14 protein-coding genes are annotated in these 18,529 nt (G+C 60.2%); 10 read left to right on the top strand and 4 right to left on the bottom strand.

Annotation, left to right across the window (positions count from 1 at the left end):
- Positions 1-293 precede the first annotated feature (293 nt).
- From dapA to VMP31_RS09120, 4 genes are all read left to right on the top strand, one after another.
- Entirely contained in the window at positions 294-1,178 is an 885-nt protein-coding gene (dapA, locus tag VMP31_RS09135; protein WP_325506286.1) for a 4-hydroxy-tetrahydrodipicolinate synthase, read from the top strand.
- 55 nt (positions 1,179-1,233) lie between these two features.
- A complete protein-coding gene (locus VMP31_RS09130) occupies positions 1,234-3,321 on the top strand; it encodes a methyl-accepting chemotaxis protein (protein WP_325506284.1) in 2,088 nt (695 codons plus the stop codon).
- A gap of 42 nt (positions 3,322-3,363) precedes the next feature.
- Entirely contained in the window at positions 3,364-4,422 is a 1,059-nt protein-coding gene (locus VMP31_RS09125) for an extracellular solute-binding protein (protein WP_325506282.1), read from the top strand.
- Between the two features lie 74 nt (positions 4,423-4,496).
- On the top strand, positions 4,497-5,951 hold the full coding sequence (locus VMP31_RS09120) for an NAD-dependent succinate-semialdehyde dehydrogenase (RefSeq protein WP_325506280.1): 1,455 nt from the start codon (positions 4,497-4,499) through the stop codon (positions 5,949-5,951).
- Positions 5,952-6,218: 267 nt separating this feature from the next.
- On the opposite strand, the gene VMP31_RS09115 is transcribed toward VMP31_RS09120, so the two are convergent.
- Complete coding sequence (locus VMP31_RS09115) at positions 6,219-6,551, bottom strand: DUF3509 domain-containing protein (RefSeq protein ID WP_325506278.1); 333 nt, start codon at positions 6,549-6,551, stop codon at positions 6,219-6,221.
- Positions 6,552-6,784: 233 nt separating this feature from the next.
- A complete protein-coding gene (locus tag VMP31_RS09110) occupies positions 6,785-7,924 on the bottom strand; it encodes a carboxylate-amine ligase (protein ID WP_325506276.1) in 1,140 nt (379 codons plus the stop codon).
- Between the two features lie 201 nt (positions 7,925-8,125).
- On the opposite strand from VMP31_RS09110, the gene VMP31_RS09105 reads away from it, so the two are divergent.
- The 6 genes from VMP31_RS09105 (at position 8,126) to tal (ending at position 16,400) form a co-directional block, all read left to right on the top strand.
- Positions 8,126-9,520, top strand: coding sequence for an iron-containing redox enzyme family protein (locus VMP31_RS09105; protein ID WP_325506274.1), 1,395 nt, complete (start codon positions 8,126-8,128; stop codon positions 9,518-9,520).
- 14 nt (positions 9,521-9,534) lie between these two features.
- Positions 9,535-10,497, top strand: a complete 963-nt coding sequence (locus VMP31_RS09100) for a class I SAM-dependent methyltransferase (protein ID WP_325506272.1) — start codon at positions 9,535-9,537, stop codon at positions 10,495-10,497.
- Between the two features lie 611 nt (positions 10,498-11,108).
- Positions 11,109-11,570 (top strand): isoprenylcysteine carboxylmethyltransferase family protein, encoded by a 462-nt coding sequence (locus tag VMP31_RS09095; RefSeq protein WP_325506270.1) that lies wholly within the window; start codon positions 11,109-11,111, stop codon positions 11,568-11,570.
- 175 nt (positions 11,571-11,745) lie between these two features.
- Complete coding sequence (gene bglX, locus VMP31_RS09090; protein WP_325506268.1) at positions 11,746-14,040, top strand: beta-glucosidase BglX; 2,295 nt, start codon at positions 11,746-11,748, stop codon at positions 14,038-14,040.
- 381 nt (positions 14,041-14,421) lie between these two features.
- Entirely contained in the window at positions 14,422-15,432 is a 1,011-nt protein-coding gene (dusA, locus tag VMP31_RS09085) for a tRNA dihydrouridine(20/20a) synthase DusA (RefSeq protein WP_325506266.1), read from the top strand.
- 41 nt (positions 15,433-15,473) lie between these two features.
- A complete protein-coding gene (gene tal / locus VMP31_RS09080; RefSeq protein WP_325506264.1) occupies positions 15,474-16,400 on the top strand; it encodes a transaldolase in 927 nt (308 codons plus the stop codon).
- Between the two features lie 257 nt (positions 16,401-16,657).
- On the opposite strand, the gene rssC is transcribed toward tal, so the two are convergent.
- Together rssC and rssB are read right to left on the bottom strand one after the other, a co-directional pair.
- On the bottom strand, positions 16,658-17,140 hold the full coding sequence (rssC, locus tag VMP31_RS09075) for an anti-sigma factor antagonist RssC (protein ID WP_325506578.1): 483 nt from the start codon (positions 17,138-17,140) through the stop codon (positions 16,658-16,660).
- A gap of 8 nt (positions 17,141-17,148) precedes the next feature.
- A complete protein-coding gene (gene rssB / locus VMP31_RS09070; protein ID WP_325506262.1) occupies positions 17,149-18,333 on the bottom strand; it encodes a two-component system response regulator RssB in 1,185 nt (394 codons plus the stop codon).
- Positions 18,334-18,529: the final 196 nt, after the last annotated feature.

Below are 18,529 nucleotides of genomic sequence, written 5' to 3'. Positions count from 1 at the left end.
TGGAAGACCGGAGAGCAACATCGCGCCACTCTTGCCGACCAAAGAATTTGTTGTTGTAGAGCTACCAGCGAAATCGATGCTAGGCCTACCCCGGATAGGCCGCTATCCCAAATCGGCAGCATCGAAGCTTGCGCCCCAAGATGTATCAGGCCCATGACTCCCCCCGACGCGAACCTGCCGATTTGGGATATCGCCCCTGCGCACGGCACTTCTATCATCGACCAAGGACGCCCCCACAAGCGGCCGCCCTACCTCGCCGTGAAGAACAACAAGAAGATCTGAGGCCAGAAAAAATGATCCGAGGAAGCATTGCAGCCCTCGTCACACCGATGACCCATACGGGTCAGGTGGACTACGACAGCCTGGAACGGCTGGTGGCGCTCCATTTAGGCGAAGGCACCGACGCCCTTGTCGTGGCTGGCACCACCGGTGAATGCGCGACCCTGGACTTCGCCGAGCACATCGGCCTCATCCGTCGCGTGGTGAAGCTGGTCAATCGACACATTCCTGTCATCGCGGGCACCGGCAGCAACTCCACCAGGGAGGCGGTGGAGCTCACCGCCGCGGCGAAGGACGCTGGCGTGGACGCCTGCCTGCTGGTAACGCCCTACTATGTAAGACCGACCCAGGAAGGCCTGTACCAGCACTTCCGCCAGGTTGCGACAGCAGTAGCCATTCCGCAGATGCTCTACAACGTTCCGGCACGCACGTGCTGCGACCTGCTCCCGAATACGGTCGTGAGGTTGGCGAAGACCGCTCACATCATCGGCATCAAGGAGGCCACGGGAGATCTGCTCCGCGCCCAGGAACTTCTCGAACGAACCAACGGCACATTTCCCGTTTACTCCGGCGACGACCCCACCGCCCTCGACCTGATGCTCCTGGGCGGCGCGGGTAATATCTCGGTGACCGCCAATGTGGCACCACGCCTCATGGCCAGTCTGTGCGCCGCTGCGCTCAGCGGTGACGAGGACAGCGCACGCGCACTCGATGCCCGCCTGCAAGCGCTTAACGCCGCCCTGTTCATCGAGCCCAACCCTATTCCGGTCAAGTGGGCCCTGCACCAAATGGGCCTGATCGCCAAGGGTATCCGCCTACCCATGACCTGGCTCTCCCAGTGTCATGAAGAACCTCTACGCGCCGCTCTGCAGGCCTGCCTCGCAGCCCCGGCGTCCTGAGTCAGCTACCCACTGCCACTTAGCGCCTCGCCGTACTCCACAGGAGATAACGTCCATGCCCTTCGACCGCCTCAATATTCAGTGGCGCATCAGCCTGCTGAGCGGATTTTGTCTGTTGGCCGTTGTTGTCGTCCTGCTTGGTGCCACCCTGTATCAGACCCACCAGAATGCCGAGCTGCTCAAGCGTGAAGGTGCCCGCATGCTCGGGGAGTCGGCCCAGGCACGCCTGGAAGAGAGTGCTGCGGCTCAGGGGCTGCGCGTCGAACGCTTCTTCGATGAAGCACGGCTATATGGCGAAGGGTTCGCCAATCAGGTGCTGCAACTGCGCGAACAGTCCATCGAAGGCCTGATTTCCGCCGAGCAATTGCGTCACAAGATCGTGGCCAAGACCCAGCATGCACTGCGCGAGAAGCCACAGATGCTCGGCATCTATGTGGTACTGCTGCCGGATGCCCTGGACGACCAGGACTCACGCTTCGTCAACCAGCCTGCCGCGGCGGGCAACGAGACCGGACGCTTTGCCCTCTACTGGTCGCAAAGCGAACCGGGACAACTGGCTCAAGCGGTACTGACCGAAGCGAATATCACCACCAACCACGCGCCACCTGGCAAAGAACCCGAGAACGCCTGGTACGTCTGCCCGATGGAGAACGGCACTCCCTGCGTGGTCGAGCCTTACTCCGTCGAGGTAGAAGGCCACAATACGTTGATGAGCAGCATCTCCCTGCCGTTAATCGAAGAGGGCAAAGTCCTCGGGGTAATAGGCATCGACATCAGTCTGAAGAGCCTGCAGAAGCTGACTGAAACCCTTGGCACCGACCTGTATCAGGGACAAGGCGAGATCAGTATTGTTTCCGCCAGCGGGCTGCTCGCCGGGCATAGCGCCAGTCCCGACGAGCTGGGAAAACCTTTTGCGACCGTTGACTACTCAACCAGTGCACTCGAAGTGCTTCAGCCACTGCACCCCTCTAACGAGGGTAGATCCTGGGAACTGCGCATCCGCGTTCCGCACAACGTGCTCCAGGCACCCGCACTGGATCTACAGGCGCAACTGGACCAGAAAAACCGCCAGGCCACCTGGCAGAACCTCAGCCTGGGCATCTTCGCGAGCGGCCTGGGCTTATTGCTGATTCGACTCACCGCAGTCGGTATCACTCGCCCGCTACTCCGGGTGGCAGAGGTGTTGGACGCGATCGTCGATGGTGATGGCGACCTCACCCAGCGCATTCCCAACGTCCGCAACGATGAACTCGGCAGGCTCGCCAACGGCTTCAATCGCTTTCTAGAAAAGCTGCAACCCATAGTCGGAGAAATCCAGAAGGTCACGCGGCATACCCGCGACACCGCCGACCGAGGTGCCATGATCGCCAAGGAAATCAATGCCGGCATGCACCGGCAACATCGGGAAGTGGATCAAGCCGCCACGGCACTCCAGCAGATCAGCGCCAATGCACAGGCAGTAGCACAAAGTTCATCGCGAGCCGCCGAATCGGCGACGGCCGCCGAACAGGCCAGCCAGAAGGGCCTCGGCGTGTTCGATAAAACCACGGAATGCATCGCACGGCTGGATCATGGCGTGGAGTTAAACCTGAAGGATATTCAGGCGCTTGCAGAGAGCAGCAAGCAGATCGGCCAAGTACTCGACGTGATCTGCTCCATCGCGGAACAGACCAACCTGCTGGCCCTCAATGCGGCCATCGAAGCAGCCCGGGCAGGTGAGCAAGGGCGTGGTTTTGCCGTAGTCGCGGATGAAGTCCGGCACCTGGCCAGCCACACACAGAACTCGGTCGGGAAAATCCGCGAGGTCGTGGAAACGCTTCAGCGCCTCACCCACAACGTAGTGGAAAGCATGCAGCTAAGCCGAAACCAGGCGCGGCAAAGCGTCGAACTGGTCGCCGAGACACATACAGCCTTGCTCACCATCGGTGACGCAGTAGCCGTGATTGATCAGATGAACCGGCAAATCGCCAGTGCCGCAGAGGAACAATGCGCGGTGGTGGAGGAAATCACCCGGCGCGTGCGCGGGATTCGCGATATCAGCGAAGCGCTGACAACCCGGATAGAAGAATCATCGCAGATGGGCCAGTCACTAAATGACATGGCCAGCCATCAGCAGCGCCTGGTGGAGCACTTCCGGACCTGAAGTGCAAACCCCGTAGCGGCCCGGCATATAAGGAGTCGTCCCATGAAGTATCTGCTCTGCATACTCGCCCTGCTCACCTGCGCCGAATCCCAGGCCGAGGATGTGCTGCGTTTCTACAGTTGGAAGGACTATTTTGATCCGGGGGTACTCGAGGACTTTCAGAAGGCGCGCGGCATCCGCGTGGACTACCACGCCTTCACCACCACCGACGAACTGATCCTGGCGATGAAAAACGGTGACGCCTACGATGTAATCGTTCCCTCGCACTTCATGCTCAGGCAGCTGATTTCCGAGGGGAAACTGGCGCCGATCGACACTCGCCGCCTGTCCAACCATTCGACCCTGGACCCGTGGTTGCTCTCTACGCTCGCAGGCATTGCGTCGGCCAACCAGCATGCTGTTCCCTACCTGTGGGGATCAATCGGCATGGTCGTCAATTCGCAACTGGCTCAACCCGTCTATGGCGAGGCCCTTCCCAACAGTTGGGGCCTGTTGTTCGACGAAAGCAAGGCAGCACGCCTGGCAAGTTGCGGCCTCAGTATGCCGGACGCTCCCGAGGAGTCGACCTCGCTGCTGCTCAACTACCAAGGTCGCCGCCTATCCAGCGCCAGCAGCCGACAAATAGGCCGCAGCTTGCAGGCGCTGGAGGTACTAGCACCGCGACTACGGTCCCTCGACAACTGGGAGCACATTGACGAACTTGCCAACGGAAGGTTGTGCCTGGCCATGAGTTGGAGCGGACATGCCATACACGCAATGGAAAGAAACCCGATGTTGACCTATCGGATTCCAGAGGAAGGGGCAGCGATCTACATCGACACCCTGGCTATACCGAGCAACGCGCCGAATCCAGAACACGCTTACGACTTCATAGACTTTCTGATTGCACCTAAAAATGCCATCCGCAACGCCCGCGCGACCAAATTCTACGCTCCGCTGGCAAGCTCCTCGGCCGAGATGCTGACCTTTGCCAAGGACCACCCCATGCAGGTCCTGAGTACCGAACAACGGCGCCGGAGCTACCTGCTGGAAAGCCTGAAACCTGAACAAAAGCAGGCACTCGATCAGTCCTGGGAACAGTTCAAGGCCGCTCGCCATTGAACCTCTTCACAACAGCTTCCTTATGTCCCTCAAACCGACACTCGAGGGACCGCATTCATCTTTCGGAGAACCTGATGCAACTTACCGATCTGAACCTGCTGCGCGACCAGGCCTACATTGATGGCCAGTGGATCGAAGCCGACGACAAAGCCCGTTTCGCTGTAACCAACCCAGCCAATGGCGAGCTGATCGCCAATGTCGCCTCGCTCGGCAAGGACGAGACCGCCCGCGCCATCGATGCCGCCGAGGCGGCCTGGCCAGCCTGGCGCGACAAGACCGCCAAGGAGCGTAGCGCTGTCCTGCGCAACTGGTTCGAGCTGATTCTGGCCAACCAGGAAGATCTGGCCCGCCTGCTCAGCTGGGAACAGGGCAAACCGCTGGCTGAAAGCCGCGGCGAGATCGCCTACGGTGCCAGCTTTATCGAGTGGTTCGCTGAAGAGGCCAAGCGCGTTTACGGCGACGTGATTCCCCACGACAAGCAGGGGCGCCGTCTGGTGGTGATCAAGCAGCCGATCGGCGTGGTGGCGGCTATCACCCCGTGGAACTTTCCCAACGCCATGATCACCCGAAAGGTCGGCCCGGCCCTGGCCGCCGGGTGCACCGTGGTACTTAAACCCGCCTCAGAAACACCCTTGTCTGCCCTGGCATTGGCCGTACTCGGCGAGCGCGCGGGCATTCCCGCCGGAGTGTTCAACGTGGTTCCGGGCAACAACTCGCGCGCCATCGGCGGCGAACTGACCGGCAATCCCAAGGTACGCAAACTGTCCTTCACTGGCTCCACGGGCATCGGCAAGCTGCTCATGGCCCAGTGCGCCGAGAGCATCAAGAAGGTCAGCCTGGAACTGGGCGGCAATGCCCCCTTTATCGTATTTGACGACGCAGACCTGGATACGGCGGTACAGGGCGCTATTGGTTCGAAATTCCGCAATAGCGGACAGACCTGCGTCTGCACCAATCGTTTCCTGGTGCAGAACGGCGTCTACGACGAGTTCGCGCGCCGCCTGGTCGCGGCCGTCGAAGCGCTCAAGGTAGCCCCGGCCACCGAAGATGGCGCGCAACAGGGTCCGCTGATCAACGCCAAGGCCGTAGACAAGATCCAGCAACACATCGCCGATGCCCTGGGCAAAGGCGCGCGCTTGCTCGCAGGTGGCAAACCGCACGCACTCGGTGGCACCTTCTTCGAGCCGACCGTGCTGGGCGACGTTCGCCCCGACATGCTGGTAGCCCGCGACGAAACCTTCGGCCCACTAGCACCGATCTTCCGTTTCGCCAGCGAAGCCGAAGCCATCGCCATGGCCAACGACACCGAATTCGGCCTCGCCTCCTATATCTACACGCAGAGTCTCGGCCGCGCATGGCGCGTCAGCGAGGCGCTGGAGTACGGCATGGTCGGCGTCAACGAAGGTCTGATCTCCACCGAGGTCGCGCCCTTCGGCGGGATCAAGCAATCCGGTCTCGGCCGTGAGGGCTCGCACTACGGCATCGACGACTACATTGAGCAAAAGTACATGTGTCTGAGTATCGTTTGAAACAAGTGAAACAAAAGAGCCTGTATTTAGCCCCAAACAGGCTCGCTTGATGTTCCCCTACGGACGGAATGACTCGTACTCCCCCAAGTAGCGCTCAATGATTTTGTTGAGCTCTACTTCCTCGAGCAGAACTCCATAACGGCCTTGGTTCTTATCCAAATATTCAAGCACAAGCCAATAGCTCCGAATAATGTTCTTAACGTAAATCTCTTACCCATGAAATTATTTAATAAATTAATAGCTCGAAGCAGCCGTCAACCACTGACATTAAGAGACTTTAAGCCCCCGTCGTGAGACCAATGTCTTGGCTGCTGTGAGCTGAATTGGTTCGCCGGTAAACGTCGGTAAATCCCGCCTTACCCAGGAGCTGTCTTTGCCTTGCCAGGTAACCTCGCCGCTGGCCAATTTTAGATCCCGAGTCAGTTCATTAATAATTGCGCGAACACCGATTTCAGAGCTCACCGTTTCGCCGGGGAATACTTTACGCAGGGTGAAATCGTTGCCCATATACAGCGTCAACAATACATTTCCATCGGGTCGCGGCGTGAGCGTAACGGTATGCCCTGGAAAGGCGTTATAGATTTCGTTGATGACTTTCACGACTGGCTCTCCCTGAGTGAGCCTAGTCATCTGCACTGATTATGCCGATTGCCTACAAAACCTATGCGGTTGTTTTTAATCAGTTATTTAAATGCGCCCATACGCTATATCTTGCAAAACGCATGATTACCTCTAGTTGAGATTGCAAAGTGCACACCCGCACGTCGCGGCTGCCGCGCCTGGGTTTTGCAACGGCCTGCTATTGTGAAATCAGCCCAGGCCAGACGTTCAAGTTATTGGTATGAGTGGCGCAGTTCGGTTTGCGCCATCAGCGTATCCACCACCTCGACCAGCGCTTCTGTAGGGCTGCGCCCCGCTTTCTGCGCCTGCTGATGGCGATTCAGTTGAGCCTGCGCACTGCCGCCCTGCTGAGCCAGTTTCCGCGCATGTTGCGCGGCAGGCTCATCACCCACAGCCGTGTAGTCGGCAAGCTCTTGCAGAACGCCGTCGAGCCACTGGGCAAAAGGCAAAACCCGCTGAGTGACAGGGTCGATAAACTCGCCACGCAAACCATAACGCTTGGCCCGCCAGCGATTTTCCAGGGTGATCACCCGGGTCAGCGGCTCGTCGATCCAGCTTGGCCTGGGTGCGAGAACGGCATAATTGACCATGGCGCGAAACAGCGCGGCGATGCACAGCGCGTCTTCAAGTTGCGGACAGGCGTCCGCAATGCGCAGCTCCAGGGTCGGGTAGCGAAGCGAGGGACGGATGTTCCACCACACGTCGGCCGGGGTGCGTATCGAACCCGTGTCGAGCAGCATGTGCACATAACGTTGATACTCGGCGTCGTTGTCAAAATGCTCGGGAATACCCATCCGCGGCCACTCATCGCACACCGCCTGGCGGTAGCTCATCAGCCCAGAAGGCTGGCCTTCCCAAAACGGTGAAGAGGCGCTGAGGCCGAGCAGCAGCGGTAACCAGGGCGTCACGCGGTTCATCACGCAGATGCGATCAACCTCCGCCGAGACCCCGACATGCACGTGCAAACCAGCCAATACGCTGCGGCTGGCCACCATCTGAAAATCATCAAACAGCTGCTGGTAGTGCGGCATACCCGTGGCCTGCTGCTGCCGCCACTGCGCCAGTGGATGAGTGCCGGCAGCCACCAGGCCGAAGCCAAACTCCCGGGCGATGCGAGCCAGGGTGATGCGGGCGTTGCTTAAACACTCACGGGCGTCATCGAGGTGCTCAAGCACGGGCGTGACCACCTCGAACTGGGCGGCGAACATCTCACGGGTCACCAGGCTGCCCAATGCAGCCTGGGCGGCTTTGGCAAAACCTTCTACGGGCTGGGTGGGAATACTGCGGCTGAGCAAATCCGTGAGGAAATACTCTTCCTCAATGCCGAACGTACGCGGGGAACGAACTGCCATGGTGCTTTCCTTTAGCATGCGAACGACCTGTTACAGGTGTTGATGCCCTGCCCGCGCCGTGGTTCAACCTATTCGTTGCGACGCCTGGGCAGCAATTAGTTGGAATCTTTTCGCTCGCCTCCCCCTCCTAACTTAAAGGCCCAAAATCAGCCGTGATACTGCGCTCTGGTTTTCTGCCGCAGCGGCCAGGAGGCCAAACCCATGACCATTCTCAGCCTTGTCGATACCTCTTCTAACCACGGCACCTCGTCCGCCACGCGCAGCGAATCATGGCAACGTACTTACCAAGAGTTATTGACTGAGCCGAGGGCTGGTAAGCAGCTGGCACGGGATTTTCTCGAAACCTGCCTGCAGGATGCTGCGGCCCTGCCTTGTGATTTGCCGGATTCGCCCAGCGAGCTGCACGCCTGGACATTTCGCGGCATTCAAACAGTCACCAAGCAGTACGCGGCCTACCTCGCCAGCCGCAGGGCTGGTGGCGGACGGCAGTACTTCACCCATCGCGCCCATGCCTTGTGCTTTCTGCGTTCGGTAGCACCGACCAAACTGGTAGATGGTGCCTGGTTGTATGGCACGTTACCGCACTGGCGCGATGTGCGCTTACAGCCCCTGGTACGCACCTATTTAGAAGAGTTGGGCGATGGTGTGCCCGGGCAGAACCACGCGCTAATGTACCGGCGGCTACTGGCCGCAGAGGGTTGCGACGAGTTGAGTAACCTTGACGACTCGCTCTATCTGCAAGGCGCGATTCAATTGGCCCTCGGCCACATGGCCGACGACTACCTGCCGGAAGTCATCGGCTACAACCTGGGCTACGAACAGCTGCCCCTGCATCTGTTAATCAGCGCGTTCGAGCTGGAAGAGCTGGATATCGACCCGTATTACTTTCTCCTGCACGTGACCATCGACAACAGCGCCACCGGTCACGCCGCCAAGGCTGTGCGTGCGGTACTGGACAACCTGCCGCGGGTCGGCGATGCCCAGGATTTTTACCGACGGGTTGCCCTGGGCTATCGGCTCAACGACCTGGGTGAAAGTTCGCACACGATCATCAGCGGCTTCGATCTTGAGCAGGAACTGTTCAGCATGTTCGAACACAAGCGTGCGATAGCAGGCCAGGTGCATTCCGACTACTGCCGTATCGAAGGCCGCACCGTCAACCAGTGGCTGTCTGCCGATGAAGGTATCGGCGGCTTCCTCGATGCCCTGCAAAGCCGTGGCTGGATCAAACGCCACCAGGACCCGGTCAACAGCCGTTTTTGGAGCCTGGTGCAGGGCGAAGGGGCTGAGATGTTCGGCGTGTTCAATGCCTATGAACAACAGCTGATCCATGACTGGATCGCCGGTGATTGGCTGCGCGCGCCAGCAGCTGCTCAGCCGGGCACTCGACCTTTTCAGAAAAACCGTCAACGCAGCGGGGTATTACCGGCCCCGCAGAGCGAACTGCACAGCGAACAGCAGCTTCTGCAAGAGCAGCTGCAACGCTTGGACCCTGCGCAGCAAGAAGCGCGCTTGATTGAACTGCTAGCGCCGGTTTACCACCCGACCTCAGCCGGGCTGACGGCGACCCGAATTTTCTCTGCGCTGACTTACTGAGACAGGAAACCCTTATGCATGACGCTGTTTCCACCCTCACCTCACCCGCTGCCATTGCCTTGCTCAATCTCGGCGCAGCGCTGCAAAGCCGCGGCTACCACTTTACCGCCACAACACCAGCGACCCACCAACACGTCAACCAGCGCCCCGGCAATGAAGAGGCACGCAGCCTGACCGATATCTTCGGTTGGAGCCGGCCCTTTCGCCGTGAAATCCTCGACAGCGAAATTTTTGAGCTGATGGGTAAGGCCAATATTCTTGAGGCGCACGGCGAACACTGGATCAGCCAGGTGCGCTGGGCCAGCCTGGGGGATCAGCTTTACGTGCATTCGCGCTTCCCGACCAGCGACGCCAACGCGGTGTTCTTCGGCCCCGACACCTATCGCTTCGTACGCATGCTGCGCGATCACTTGCAAGGCGATGCCGCGCAGCTGCAGCGCATCGTCGATATCGGTTGCGGTGCAGGCCCCGGCGCGCTGACAGCAGCCAGGTTACGCCCGCAGGCCGAGGTGCTGGCACTGGATATAAACGAGCTCGCCCTGGCCTTCACCTCAGTGAATGCGCATCTGGGCGGCATCTCCAACCTGGTAACCGCGCACAGTGATCTATTGCGTGATGTTGAGGGCACCTTCGACTTGATCATCGCCAACCCGCCCTACTTGCTGGATGCAGAGCAGCGCGTCTACCGGCATGGTGGGGGCAACCATGGCGCGGGCCTGTCACTGAAGATATTCGATGCGGCGCTGCAAAGGCTCGCCCCTGGCGGGACATTACTGCTCTATACCGGCGTAGCCATCTTCGATGGGCAGGACCCGTTTCTAAGTGCGGTTCGCCTGTCTTTGGTCGACCTCGGCTGGGACTGGTTCTACGAGGAAATAGACCCGGATGTATTTGCTGAGGAACTGGAAAAGCCGGATTACATCCACGCTGACCGTATAGCCTGCGTGGCGCTGCGGCTTACCCGCCCCACCACCTAGCCATCAGCCTGAGACTGTGTGTGAGCCCCAGGTGAAGTAGCTATTGGCCCTCAACATTCCTAGAGCCGATAGGCACTGCGTCAGCTCCGTAACTGCCCGTGACCCTCAATCGATTGCACCAATCCCGATAGCGTTGCTGGGCTTGCTCCTGCGCGCGAAGGTCATAGTTAAGCGAAGTCACAGGGGTTGCGTGGGTGTCGTCAGCAGCACCTCGCCTGGCTCCTGGATATAAACATTTCATGTTCATGGCTAGCACCGAAGTAATAGTGGGCAGTACTAAAAGCTGACCTACCCGCTTGGTACCTAGTTCAGAGTTTTTTCACCTTCGGCCAATGCTCCGCACCACAGCGTTGGCATGGGTGCTACCTCAAGGTGCCGACGCTGATACCCACCCAGAGCCGTCCTGCCACAAGAATCAGCCCGTAGGGCGCGCCGCGCGCACCAAGCACGGCAGACGGTCGGTGTGCACTGCGCAGCCACTCCGTAGTGTCAGGAGGTTTGCATTGGGCGTGGCTGGATCAAGCAGGCGTAATGCACCCATTGACCGACTCTTTACTGAACCGGTCACAGCGCCCTACCCTGCAGCCTGCCCAGCGTCCCTAGGACAACCGATGCAAGCACTTGAAAACAGGATTCCACCGCCCCTGGGCGCGACGTTGTTCGCGCTGATTATGTGGGCGCTTTCAAGCGTTGTGCCGGGCATCGAGGTGAGCGATTCGCTGCGTATAGCCATCACGCTAGCCGTGCTGGCGCTTGGCGCGTTCTTCTGCCGGGCGGGTGTGGTGTCTTTTCACCAGGCCAAAACCACGGTCAACCCGTTGAAACCGCAGACGGCATCGGCCCTAGTGAGCTCGGGGATCTATCGGGTTTCGCGCAACCCCATGTACCTTGGCTTTGCCCTGTTTCTCGCTGCCTGGGCGGTGTTTCTGGCATCGCCCTGGGCGCTGGTTGGGGTGCTGGGGTTTGTCCTCTATATGAATCGCTTGCAGATCGCCGCAGAGGAGCGTGCGCTTGAGGCGCTGTTTGGTGCTGAATTTGTTCGCTATAAATCCAGAGTTCGCCGCTGGTTGTGAGCCATAATGCCGGGCTGCAGGTCAGCGTCTGCCCGCGCTGGCGTGTTTGGCTGGTGCGCACGGCGCACCCTACGCGGATCATGCCCGGCACCTGAGCGGTGCTTACGCATCAACCGCACAGCCCATGCGTCTCCCCCCAGCGGCCCAGTATTGCATCACTCAGGAATACCATCGGATGAACAGGTTGTATCTGTTTGGCTTTATAGCCTGCTTTAGCAGTCACGCGGCTCTGGCCGGGACGTCTCCCGCTCTGCTGGATAACAAACAGGCTTTTATCGCCGATTTGATGACGCAGATGACCCTCGAGGAAAAAGTCGGCCAGCTGCGTTTGATCAGCATCGGCGGGGATATGCCGCGTCCGCGCATCCTCGAGGAGATCGCCGCCGGCAATATCGGTGGCACCTTCAATACCGTCACGCGCCGCGACAATCGCCCCATGCAGGACGCCGCGGTGCAGCGCAGCCGGCTGAAGATTCCACTGTTCTTCGCCTATGACGTGATCCATGGCCATCGCACCATTTTCCCGATCAGCCTGGCGCTGGCGTCGAGTTGGGATTTGCAGGCGATTACCCTGAGTGGTCGCATTGCCGCCATCGAGGCCAGCGCCGATGGCCTCGACATGGTCTTCGCGCCAATGGTCGATATCACCCGCGATCCGCGCTGGGGGCGCACCTCGGAAGGCTTTGGCGAAGACCCGTATCTGGTGTCGCAGATTGCCCGCAGCATGGTCAAGGCCTTGCAGGGGCCAACCCCCAGCGCTGCCGACAGTGTGATGGCCAGCGTCAAGCACTTCGCCCTGTATGGCGCGGTTGAGGGCGGGCGCGATTACAACGTGGTGGATATGAGCCCGATGCGCATGCATCAGGACTATCTGCCGCCCTACCGTGCTGCCGTTGACGCCGGTGCGGGCGGTTTGATGGTCGCCCTGAATACGATCAACGGTGTGCCGGCCAGCGCCAACACCTGGCTGATGCAGGATCTGCTGCGCCGCGACTGGGGCTTCCGCGGGGTCACGATCAGTGACCACGGCGCGATCACCGAACTGGTCAGCCACGGGATTGCCCGGGATGGTCGCGAGGCCGCAAAGCTGGCGATCAAGGCCGGTATCGACATGAGCATGGCCGACTCGCTGTATCGCCAGGAGCTGCCCGCACTGGTGCGCTCGGGCGAGGTCAAGGTGCAGGAGATCGACAATGCCGTGCGCGAAGTGCTCGGTGCCAAATACGACATGGGCTTGTTCCATGACCCGTACCGGCGCATCGGCATCGCCGCCGAAGACCCGGCCGACGTCCAAGGCGAAAGCCGCCTGCATCGCGCCGAGGCCAGGGCCGTGGCGCGCCAGTCGATGGTCTTGCTGAAAAATCGCCAGCAAACCCTGCCGCTGAAAAAGATCGGCAGCATTGCCTTGGTTGGCCCCCTGGCGGATTCGCCCATCGACATGCTGGGCAGCTGGTCGGCAGCCGGTAATGCTGCGCAGTCGGTCACGCTGCGCCAGGGCCTGCACGCGGCGCTGGGCGAGCAGGCGCAAGTGATTTACGCCCTAGGGGCGAACGTGACCGATGACCAGCACATTGTCGACTACCTGAACTTCCTCAAAGAGAACAAGCCGGTGGTGGTGCTCGACCCGCGCCCGCCCGCCGAGTTGATCGCCGAAGCGCTGCAAGCCGCCGAACAGGCCGACGTGATAATCGCAGCGGTTGGCGAGGCGCGCGGCATGTCACACGAGTCCTCGAGCCGCACGCGCCTGGACATTCCCCCCAGCCAGCAGGCGTTGCTGCGTGCGCTGAAAAAGACCGGCAAACCGCTGGTACTGGTGTTGATGAACGGCAGGCCGCTGGCACTTAACTGGGAGCAGGCCAACGCCGACGCGATATTGGAAACCTGGTTCAGCGGCACCGAGGGCGGTCATGCGATTGCGGACGTTCTGTTCGGCGATTACAACCCGTCCGGCAAGCTGCCCATCACCTTCCCGCGCACGGTCGGGCAAATTCCGACCTACTACAACCACTTGCGCCTCGGTCGCCCCTATGTCGAGGGCCATCCGGGTAACTACACCTCGCAGTACTTCGAGGAACCCAACGGGCCGCTGTATCCGTTCGGCTATGGCTTGAGCTACACCGATTTCAGCCTTTCCGAGTTGCAGCTTTCCAGCCGCAGCCTGGCGCGCGACGGTACCCTCGACGTCAGCCTGACCCTGAAAAACACCGGGGCGCGTGACGGCGCGACTGTCGTGCAGCTGTATATCCGCGACATTGCGGCTTCCGTGGTGCGTCCAGTCAAGGAATTGAAGCGTTTTCACAAAGTCACGCTCAAAGCTGGCGAACAAACCCAGGTGCGTTTCAGCATCAATGAAGATGACCTGAAGTTCTTTAACGCGCAGTTGCAGCACGTAGCTGAGCCGGGTGAGTTCGAGGTGCAGATCGGCCTGGATTCGCAAGCCGTGCAGACCCAGCGGTTTGAGCTGCTGTAGCGCACTGCAGTGCAAGGAGCACGCTGTCTGTTGGGCTTCGCTGCGCCCAACACCCACCTACGACTGATCGTCTCGGCTACATAGCCCAAACAGGCTATGTAGCCGTTACGTATTGAAGGCTGTGGGCTGCAAGATGACACTCGGCGCGTCAACCAGCCAGGGCTGCGGCCTCCGGTCGAGTGACTGGGTTTACTGATAGACTACTGCCCCACTCCGCCGCAGCCGGATCTGCGCGGTGTACTTAGCCTCCCCGTTTTTGTTACATCGCTGCGTTATCGCCCCTCATGCGTCCCTCAGTGCTAAACGCCCCTTTCGCGGTGCTGAAAGTTAGCACTGACACCGCAGAAACCAGCAAAAACAGTCAAATATCAAGCGTGCACCATGCCTCTAGAATCAGCCTCAAAGCCAGAAACCACGCCACCTGCACTGTCTCGGCGCTTCTCCGTTGCGCCGATGATGGATTGGACGGATAGGCACTGCCGCTTCTTTCTGCGCCAGCTGTCGCAGCACGCCCTGCTCTATACCGAGATGGTCACCACCGGCGCGATCCTGCATAACGACAGCGCGCGGTTTCTGCGCCACAGCGCCGCAGAATACCCGCTGGCCCTGCAGCTGGGCGGGAGTGTGCCGACGGAGCTGGCGGCCTGCGCCAAGCTTGCGCAAGAGGCGGGCTATAACGAGGTCAACCTCAACGTTGGCTGCCCCAGCGACCGGGTGCAGAACAATATGATCGGGGCCTGCCTGATGGGCCACCCGCAGCTGGTCGCCGATTGCGTCAAGGCCATGCAGGATGCGGTGAGCATCCCGGTGACGGTCAAGCACCGTATCGGCATCAACGGCCGCGACAGCTACGCCGAACTGTGCGATTTCGTCGGTACGGTGCGTGACGCCGGTTGCCGCAGCTTTACCGTACACGCGCGCATCGCCATTCTCGAAGGCCTGTCGCCCAAGGAAAACCGCGAAGTACCGCCGCTGCGCTACGACATCGCCGCGCAGCTCAAGCAGGACTTCCCCGAGCTGGAGATCATCCTCAACGGCGGCATCAAGACCCTGGAAGATTGCCAGCAGCACCTGCAGACCTTCGATGGCGTGATGCTGGGCCGCGAGGCCTATCACAACCCCTATCTGCTGGCCCAGGTCGACCAGCAGCTATTCGGTGCCACGCGCCCAGTGCTGAGCCGCCTGGAGGCCATGCAGAGCATGCGCGGCTATATCGCTGCGCACCTGGCCGAAGGCGGCAGCATGCACCATATCACCCGCCATATGCTCGGCCTGGGCCAGGGTTTCAATGGCGCGCGGCGCTTCCGGCAACTGCTCTCGGTGGACATTCACAAGACCGATGATCCGCTTGCGCTGTTCGATCAAGCTGCGCAATTGCTGCAAGGCCGCTGACTCGGGTAAGGTCGCTGCATCTGCAACGACAAGGCTGTGTCATGACCTCCAAGCTGGATCAACTCAAGCAGTTCACCACCGTAGTCGCCGACACTGGCGACCTCGACGCCATCGCCCGCCTGAAGCCGGTCGATGCCACTACCAACCCTTCCCTGCTGCTCAAGGCCGCAGCCATGCCTGGCTACGGCGAGTTGCTGAAAAGCGCAGTCACAGCCAGCCAGGGTGACCTGGGCCTGGCCTGCGACCATTTTGGCGTCGCGGTGGGGGGTGAGATTCTCAAGATCATCCCCGGGCGCATCTCCACCGAGGTGGATGCGCGACTGTCCTTCGACACCCAGGCCACCCTGCGCCGCGCCGAACGCCTGATCAACCTCTATGATCAGGCCGGCATCGGCCGTGAACGGGTGCTGATCAAGATCGCTTCAACCTGGGAAGGCATCCGCGCTGCCGAGCAACTGGAAAAGGCCGGTATCCAGTGCAACCTGACCCTGCTCTTCTCCTTCGCCCAGGCCCAGGCCTGCGCCGAAGCCGGCGTGTTTCTGATCTCGCCGTTCGTGGGGCGCATCTACGACTGGTACAAGAAGGCCGAAGGCCGTGATTTTGTCGGTGCCGAAGACCCTGGCGTACAGTCGGTCACACGCATCTACAACTACTACAAAGCCAATGCCTACTCGACCGTGGTAATGGGCGCGAGCTTTCGCAATATAGGCCAGATCGAGCAACTGGCCGGCTGCGACCGCCTGACCATCAGCCCCGAGCTGCTGCAGCAACTGGCCGATGACCAGCAGCCGCTGGCACGCCTGCTAAGCCCAGGCCAGGATGCAGAGGCCAAGCAGAGCCTGAACGAAAGCCAGTACCGCTGGGCAATGAACGAAGACGCCATGGCCACCGAGAAACTGGCCGAAGGCATCCGCCAGTTCGCCCGCGATCAGGAGAAGTTGGAAAAGCTGCTGACGGCTCTGGCCTGAGAACCTGTTTAGGATCGGCTGCGCGTCGGTCCTAAAGGCTAAGTTGCGTAGCACACTTAGGCTGGATGACACTGCTTGCAGAGGCCGCAATGGGTAGGGCGTGCTGTGTGCACCAAGAATTCACAGCAGGCCCGGTGCGCACAGCCGAGGGCGGCCCCGCGCACCCTACACAAGCTGGCTGCAACACGTGATTGGGATATAGCCAAAAACAAACGGGGCGCTCATTGAGCGCCCCATTTCGTTACCCCCTGCATCACTCAGTGATGTTCCAGGGCATTGACCAGATCGTGGAAGGCTTCGCGGTTGGAGTCGTTCAGGCCCATCAGAATCCGGTGCGCTTCCAGCACCTTGGCCCGCACCACCTCTTCCGACTGGTCCTGCGACGGCAGGTCATCCAGACACTCAGGGCACGGCACCGGGGTATCGACGATATTGAATACCTGATCGAAGCCCATGGACTGCAGCAGGCGGGTGATGTCCTCGTGGGTGGTGACCACGGTGGGCAGCAGGCCGATTTTTTGCCGAGAAAGGATCGACAGCTTGGCCAGCAAGCCGAGGGTGGTGCTGTCGATGCTGCGGGTCTCGGTCAGATCAATCACGATGGCCGAGAAATTCAGCGCGGTGAAGATCTTTTCGATGGTAGCGTCCAGGGCCGAACACAGGGTCAGGCGCACTTCACCGACGAACTTGAGGATAAAGGTTCCGTCTTGTTCGGCGAACTGGATTCTACCGGGGCTTATCCCAGGGTTCATGCAAGGTTCCTGCTTAACACCAGCAAGGCGATATCATCCGGCATCTCACCCAGATTGGCCAGCCCAAAGGCCTTGCGCAAGCCATCCAGGGTGCCTCCGGCGTTACTGATCAATTCTGGCAGCAACGCTTCCTTCTCTTTCAGGGTATCGCCGGACATCAGGTCGAGAATGCCATCGGACATCAGCGTCAGGCTGAACGACTGGGGCAGCTCCATCTGCTGATCCTGATACTCGGCTTCGACGAACAACCCCACCGGCAGGCCGCGGCCTTTCAGGTACTGCGCCTGGCCTTCGCTGTAGAGCACCGGTAGCGGCAGATGGCCGCCAATGCTGTAGGTCAGACGGTTGTGTTCCAAGTCTATTACACCGCCGAGCATGGTCACGTGCTTGCCCAGCTTGCAGTTGATCAGGCCGCGATTGATATGGCCGAGCACTTCCGACGGCTTGAAATCGGGCAAACCGCCGGAGCGGCGCGACTCGTAAAGCAGACGGGTGGTCATGAATTTCAGCAATACGGTGATAAAGGCCGAGGACGCGCCATGGCCGGAGACATCAGCCAGGTAAAAGGCGATGCGGCTGTCGTCGACGCGAAAATAATCGACGAAATCACCGGACAGATAGAGCGACGGGATGATCTTGTGAGCGAAGCTCAGGCCGTCGGCCTGCCAGGGGGTTACCGGGAGCATGTTCATCTGCACCTGGCGACCGGCATTCTGGTCTTCCTGAAGCAGGTGCAGGCTGGCTTGCAACTCGCGGTTGGCGGTTTCCAGCTCTTCGCGATAGCGCTGGTTTTCCAGGCGCAGGTTGGCCCGGTCCAGGGCGCGGCGAATTGAGTGTTCGAGCACCGCCAGATCCGCCAGGGGCTTGATCAGGTAGTCGGCGGCCCCAAGGCGCAAGGCTTCCACAGCATCGCCCATGACCCCGGCACCGGAGACCACGATGACTGGCGTTTCCACTTTCAGGGCATTGATTCGGCGAATCAGCTCGAGACCATCGACCTGGGGCATGCGCAGGTCGCAGATCACCAGATCCGGGTTCTCGCTGTGGAAGACCTCCAGGCCTTGCAGGCCATTGGCGGCTTGCAGCACATGAAAACCACTGTCTTCCAGGTAGGCCGCGAGGCTCGCGCGCACTACATCGTCGTCATCGATTATCAGCAGCGTGGCACTGGTTTTGTGCATGGGGTATCCAGGCAAACTGCGCCGGGTATGGGTTGGCTTATGCGTCAGGAGGGCGTTGCCCCGTACGCGCGAACTCGGCTTGCATCAAGGCGCAGACGGTACTCCCATCCGCACCTCGATTCAAGCGACTGCCGATCGTCGCAGTTCACCTTTACACCCGAAATCGGCCAAGGTTATAAGAGTCGCAGGACAGCCC

The sequence above is a fragment of the Pseudomonas sp. genome (assembly GCF_035512415.1).
In the GTDB taxonomy this organism is placed as follows: Bacteria; Pseudomonadota; Gammaproteobacteria; order Pseudomonadales; family Pseudomonadaceae; genus Aquipseudomonas.
The sequence above is the reverse complement of the archived record's forward strand: the minus strand, read 5'-3'. Positions and strand labels throughout refer to the sequence as shown.

Coding starts and splice junctions, on each gene's coding strand:
- VMP31_RS09125 (WP_325506282.1), top strand. CDS start 3,364: ATGAAGTATCTGCTCTGCATACTCGCCCTGCTCACCTGCGCCGAATCC.
- dusA (WP_325506266.1), top strand. CDS start 14,422: ATGCCTCTAGAATCAGCCTCAAAGCCAGAAACCACGCCACCTGCACTG.
- tal (WP_325506264.1), top strand. CDS start 15,474: ATGACCTCCAAGCTGGATCAACTCAAGCAGTTCACCACCGTAGTCGCC.
- VMP31_RS09100 (WP_325506272.1), top strand. CDS start 9,535: ATGCATGACGCTGTTTCCACCCTCACCTCACCCGCTGCCATTGCCTTG.
- VMP31_RS09105 (WP_325506274.1), top strand. CDS start 8,126: ATGACCATTCTCAGCCTTGTCGATACCTCTTCTAACCACGGCACCTCG.
- rssB (WP_325506262.1), bottom strand. CDS start 18,333: ATGCACAAAACCAGTGCCACGCTGCTGATAATCGATGACGACGATGTA.
- bglX (WP_325506268.1), top strand. CDS start 11,746: ATGAACAGGTTGTATCTGTTTGGCTTTATAGCCTGCTTTAGCAGTCAC.
- VMP31_RS09130 (WP_325506284.1), top strand. CDS start 1,234: ATGCCCTTCGACCGCCTCAATATTCAGTGGCGCATCAGCCTGCTGAGC.
- dapA (WP_325506286.1), top strand. CDS start 294: ATGATCCGAGGAAGCATTGCAGCCCTCGTCACACCGATGACCCATACG.
- VMP31_RS09120 (WP_325506280.1), top strand. CDS start 4,497: ATGCAACTTACCGATCTGAACCTGCTGCGCGACCAGGCCTACATTGAT.
- VMP31_RS09095 (WP_325506270.1), top strand. CDS start 11,109: ATGCAAGCACTTGAAAACAGGATTCCACCGCCCCTGGGCGCGACGTTG.
- VMP31_RS09110 (WP_325506276.1), bottom strand. CDS start 7,924: ATGGCAGTTCGTTCCCCGCGTACGTTCGGCATTGAGGAAGAGTATTTC.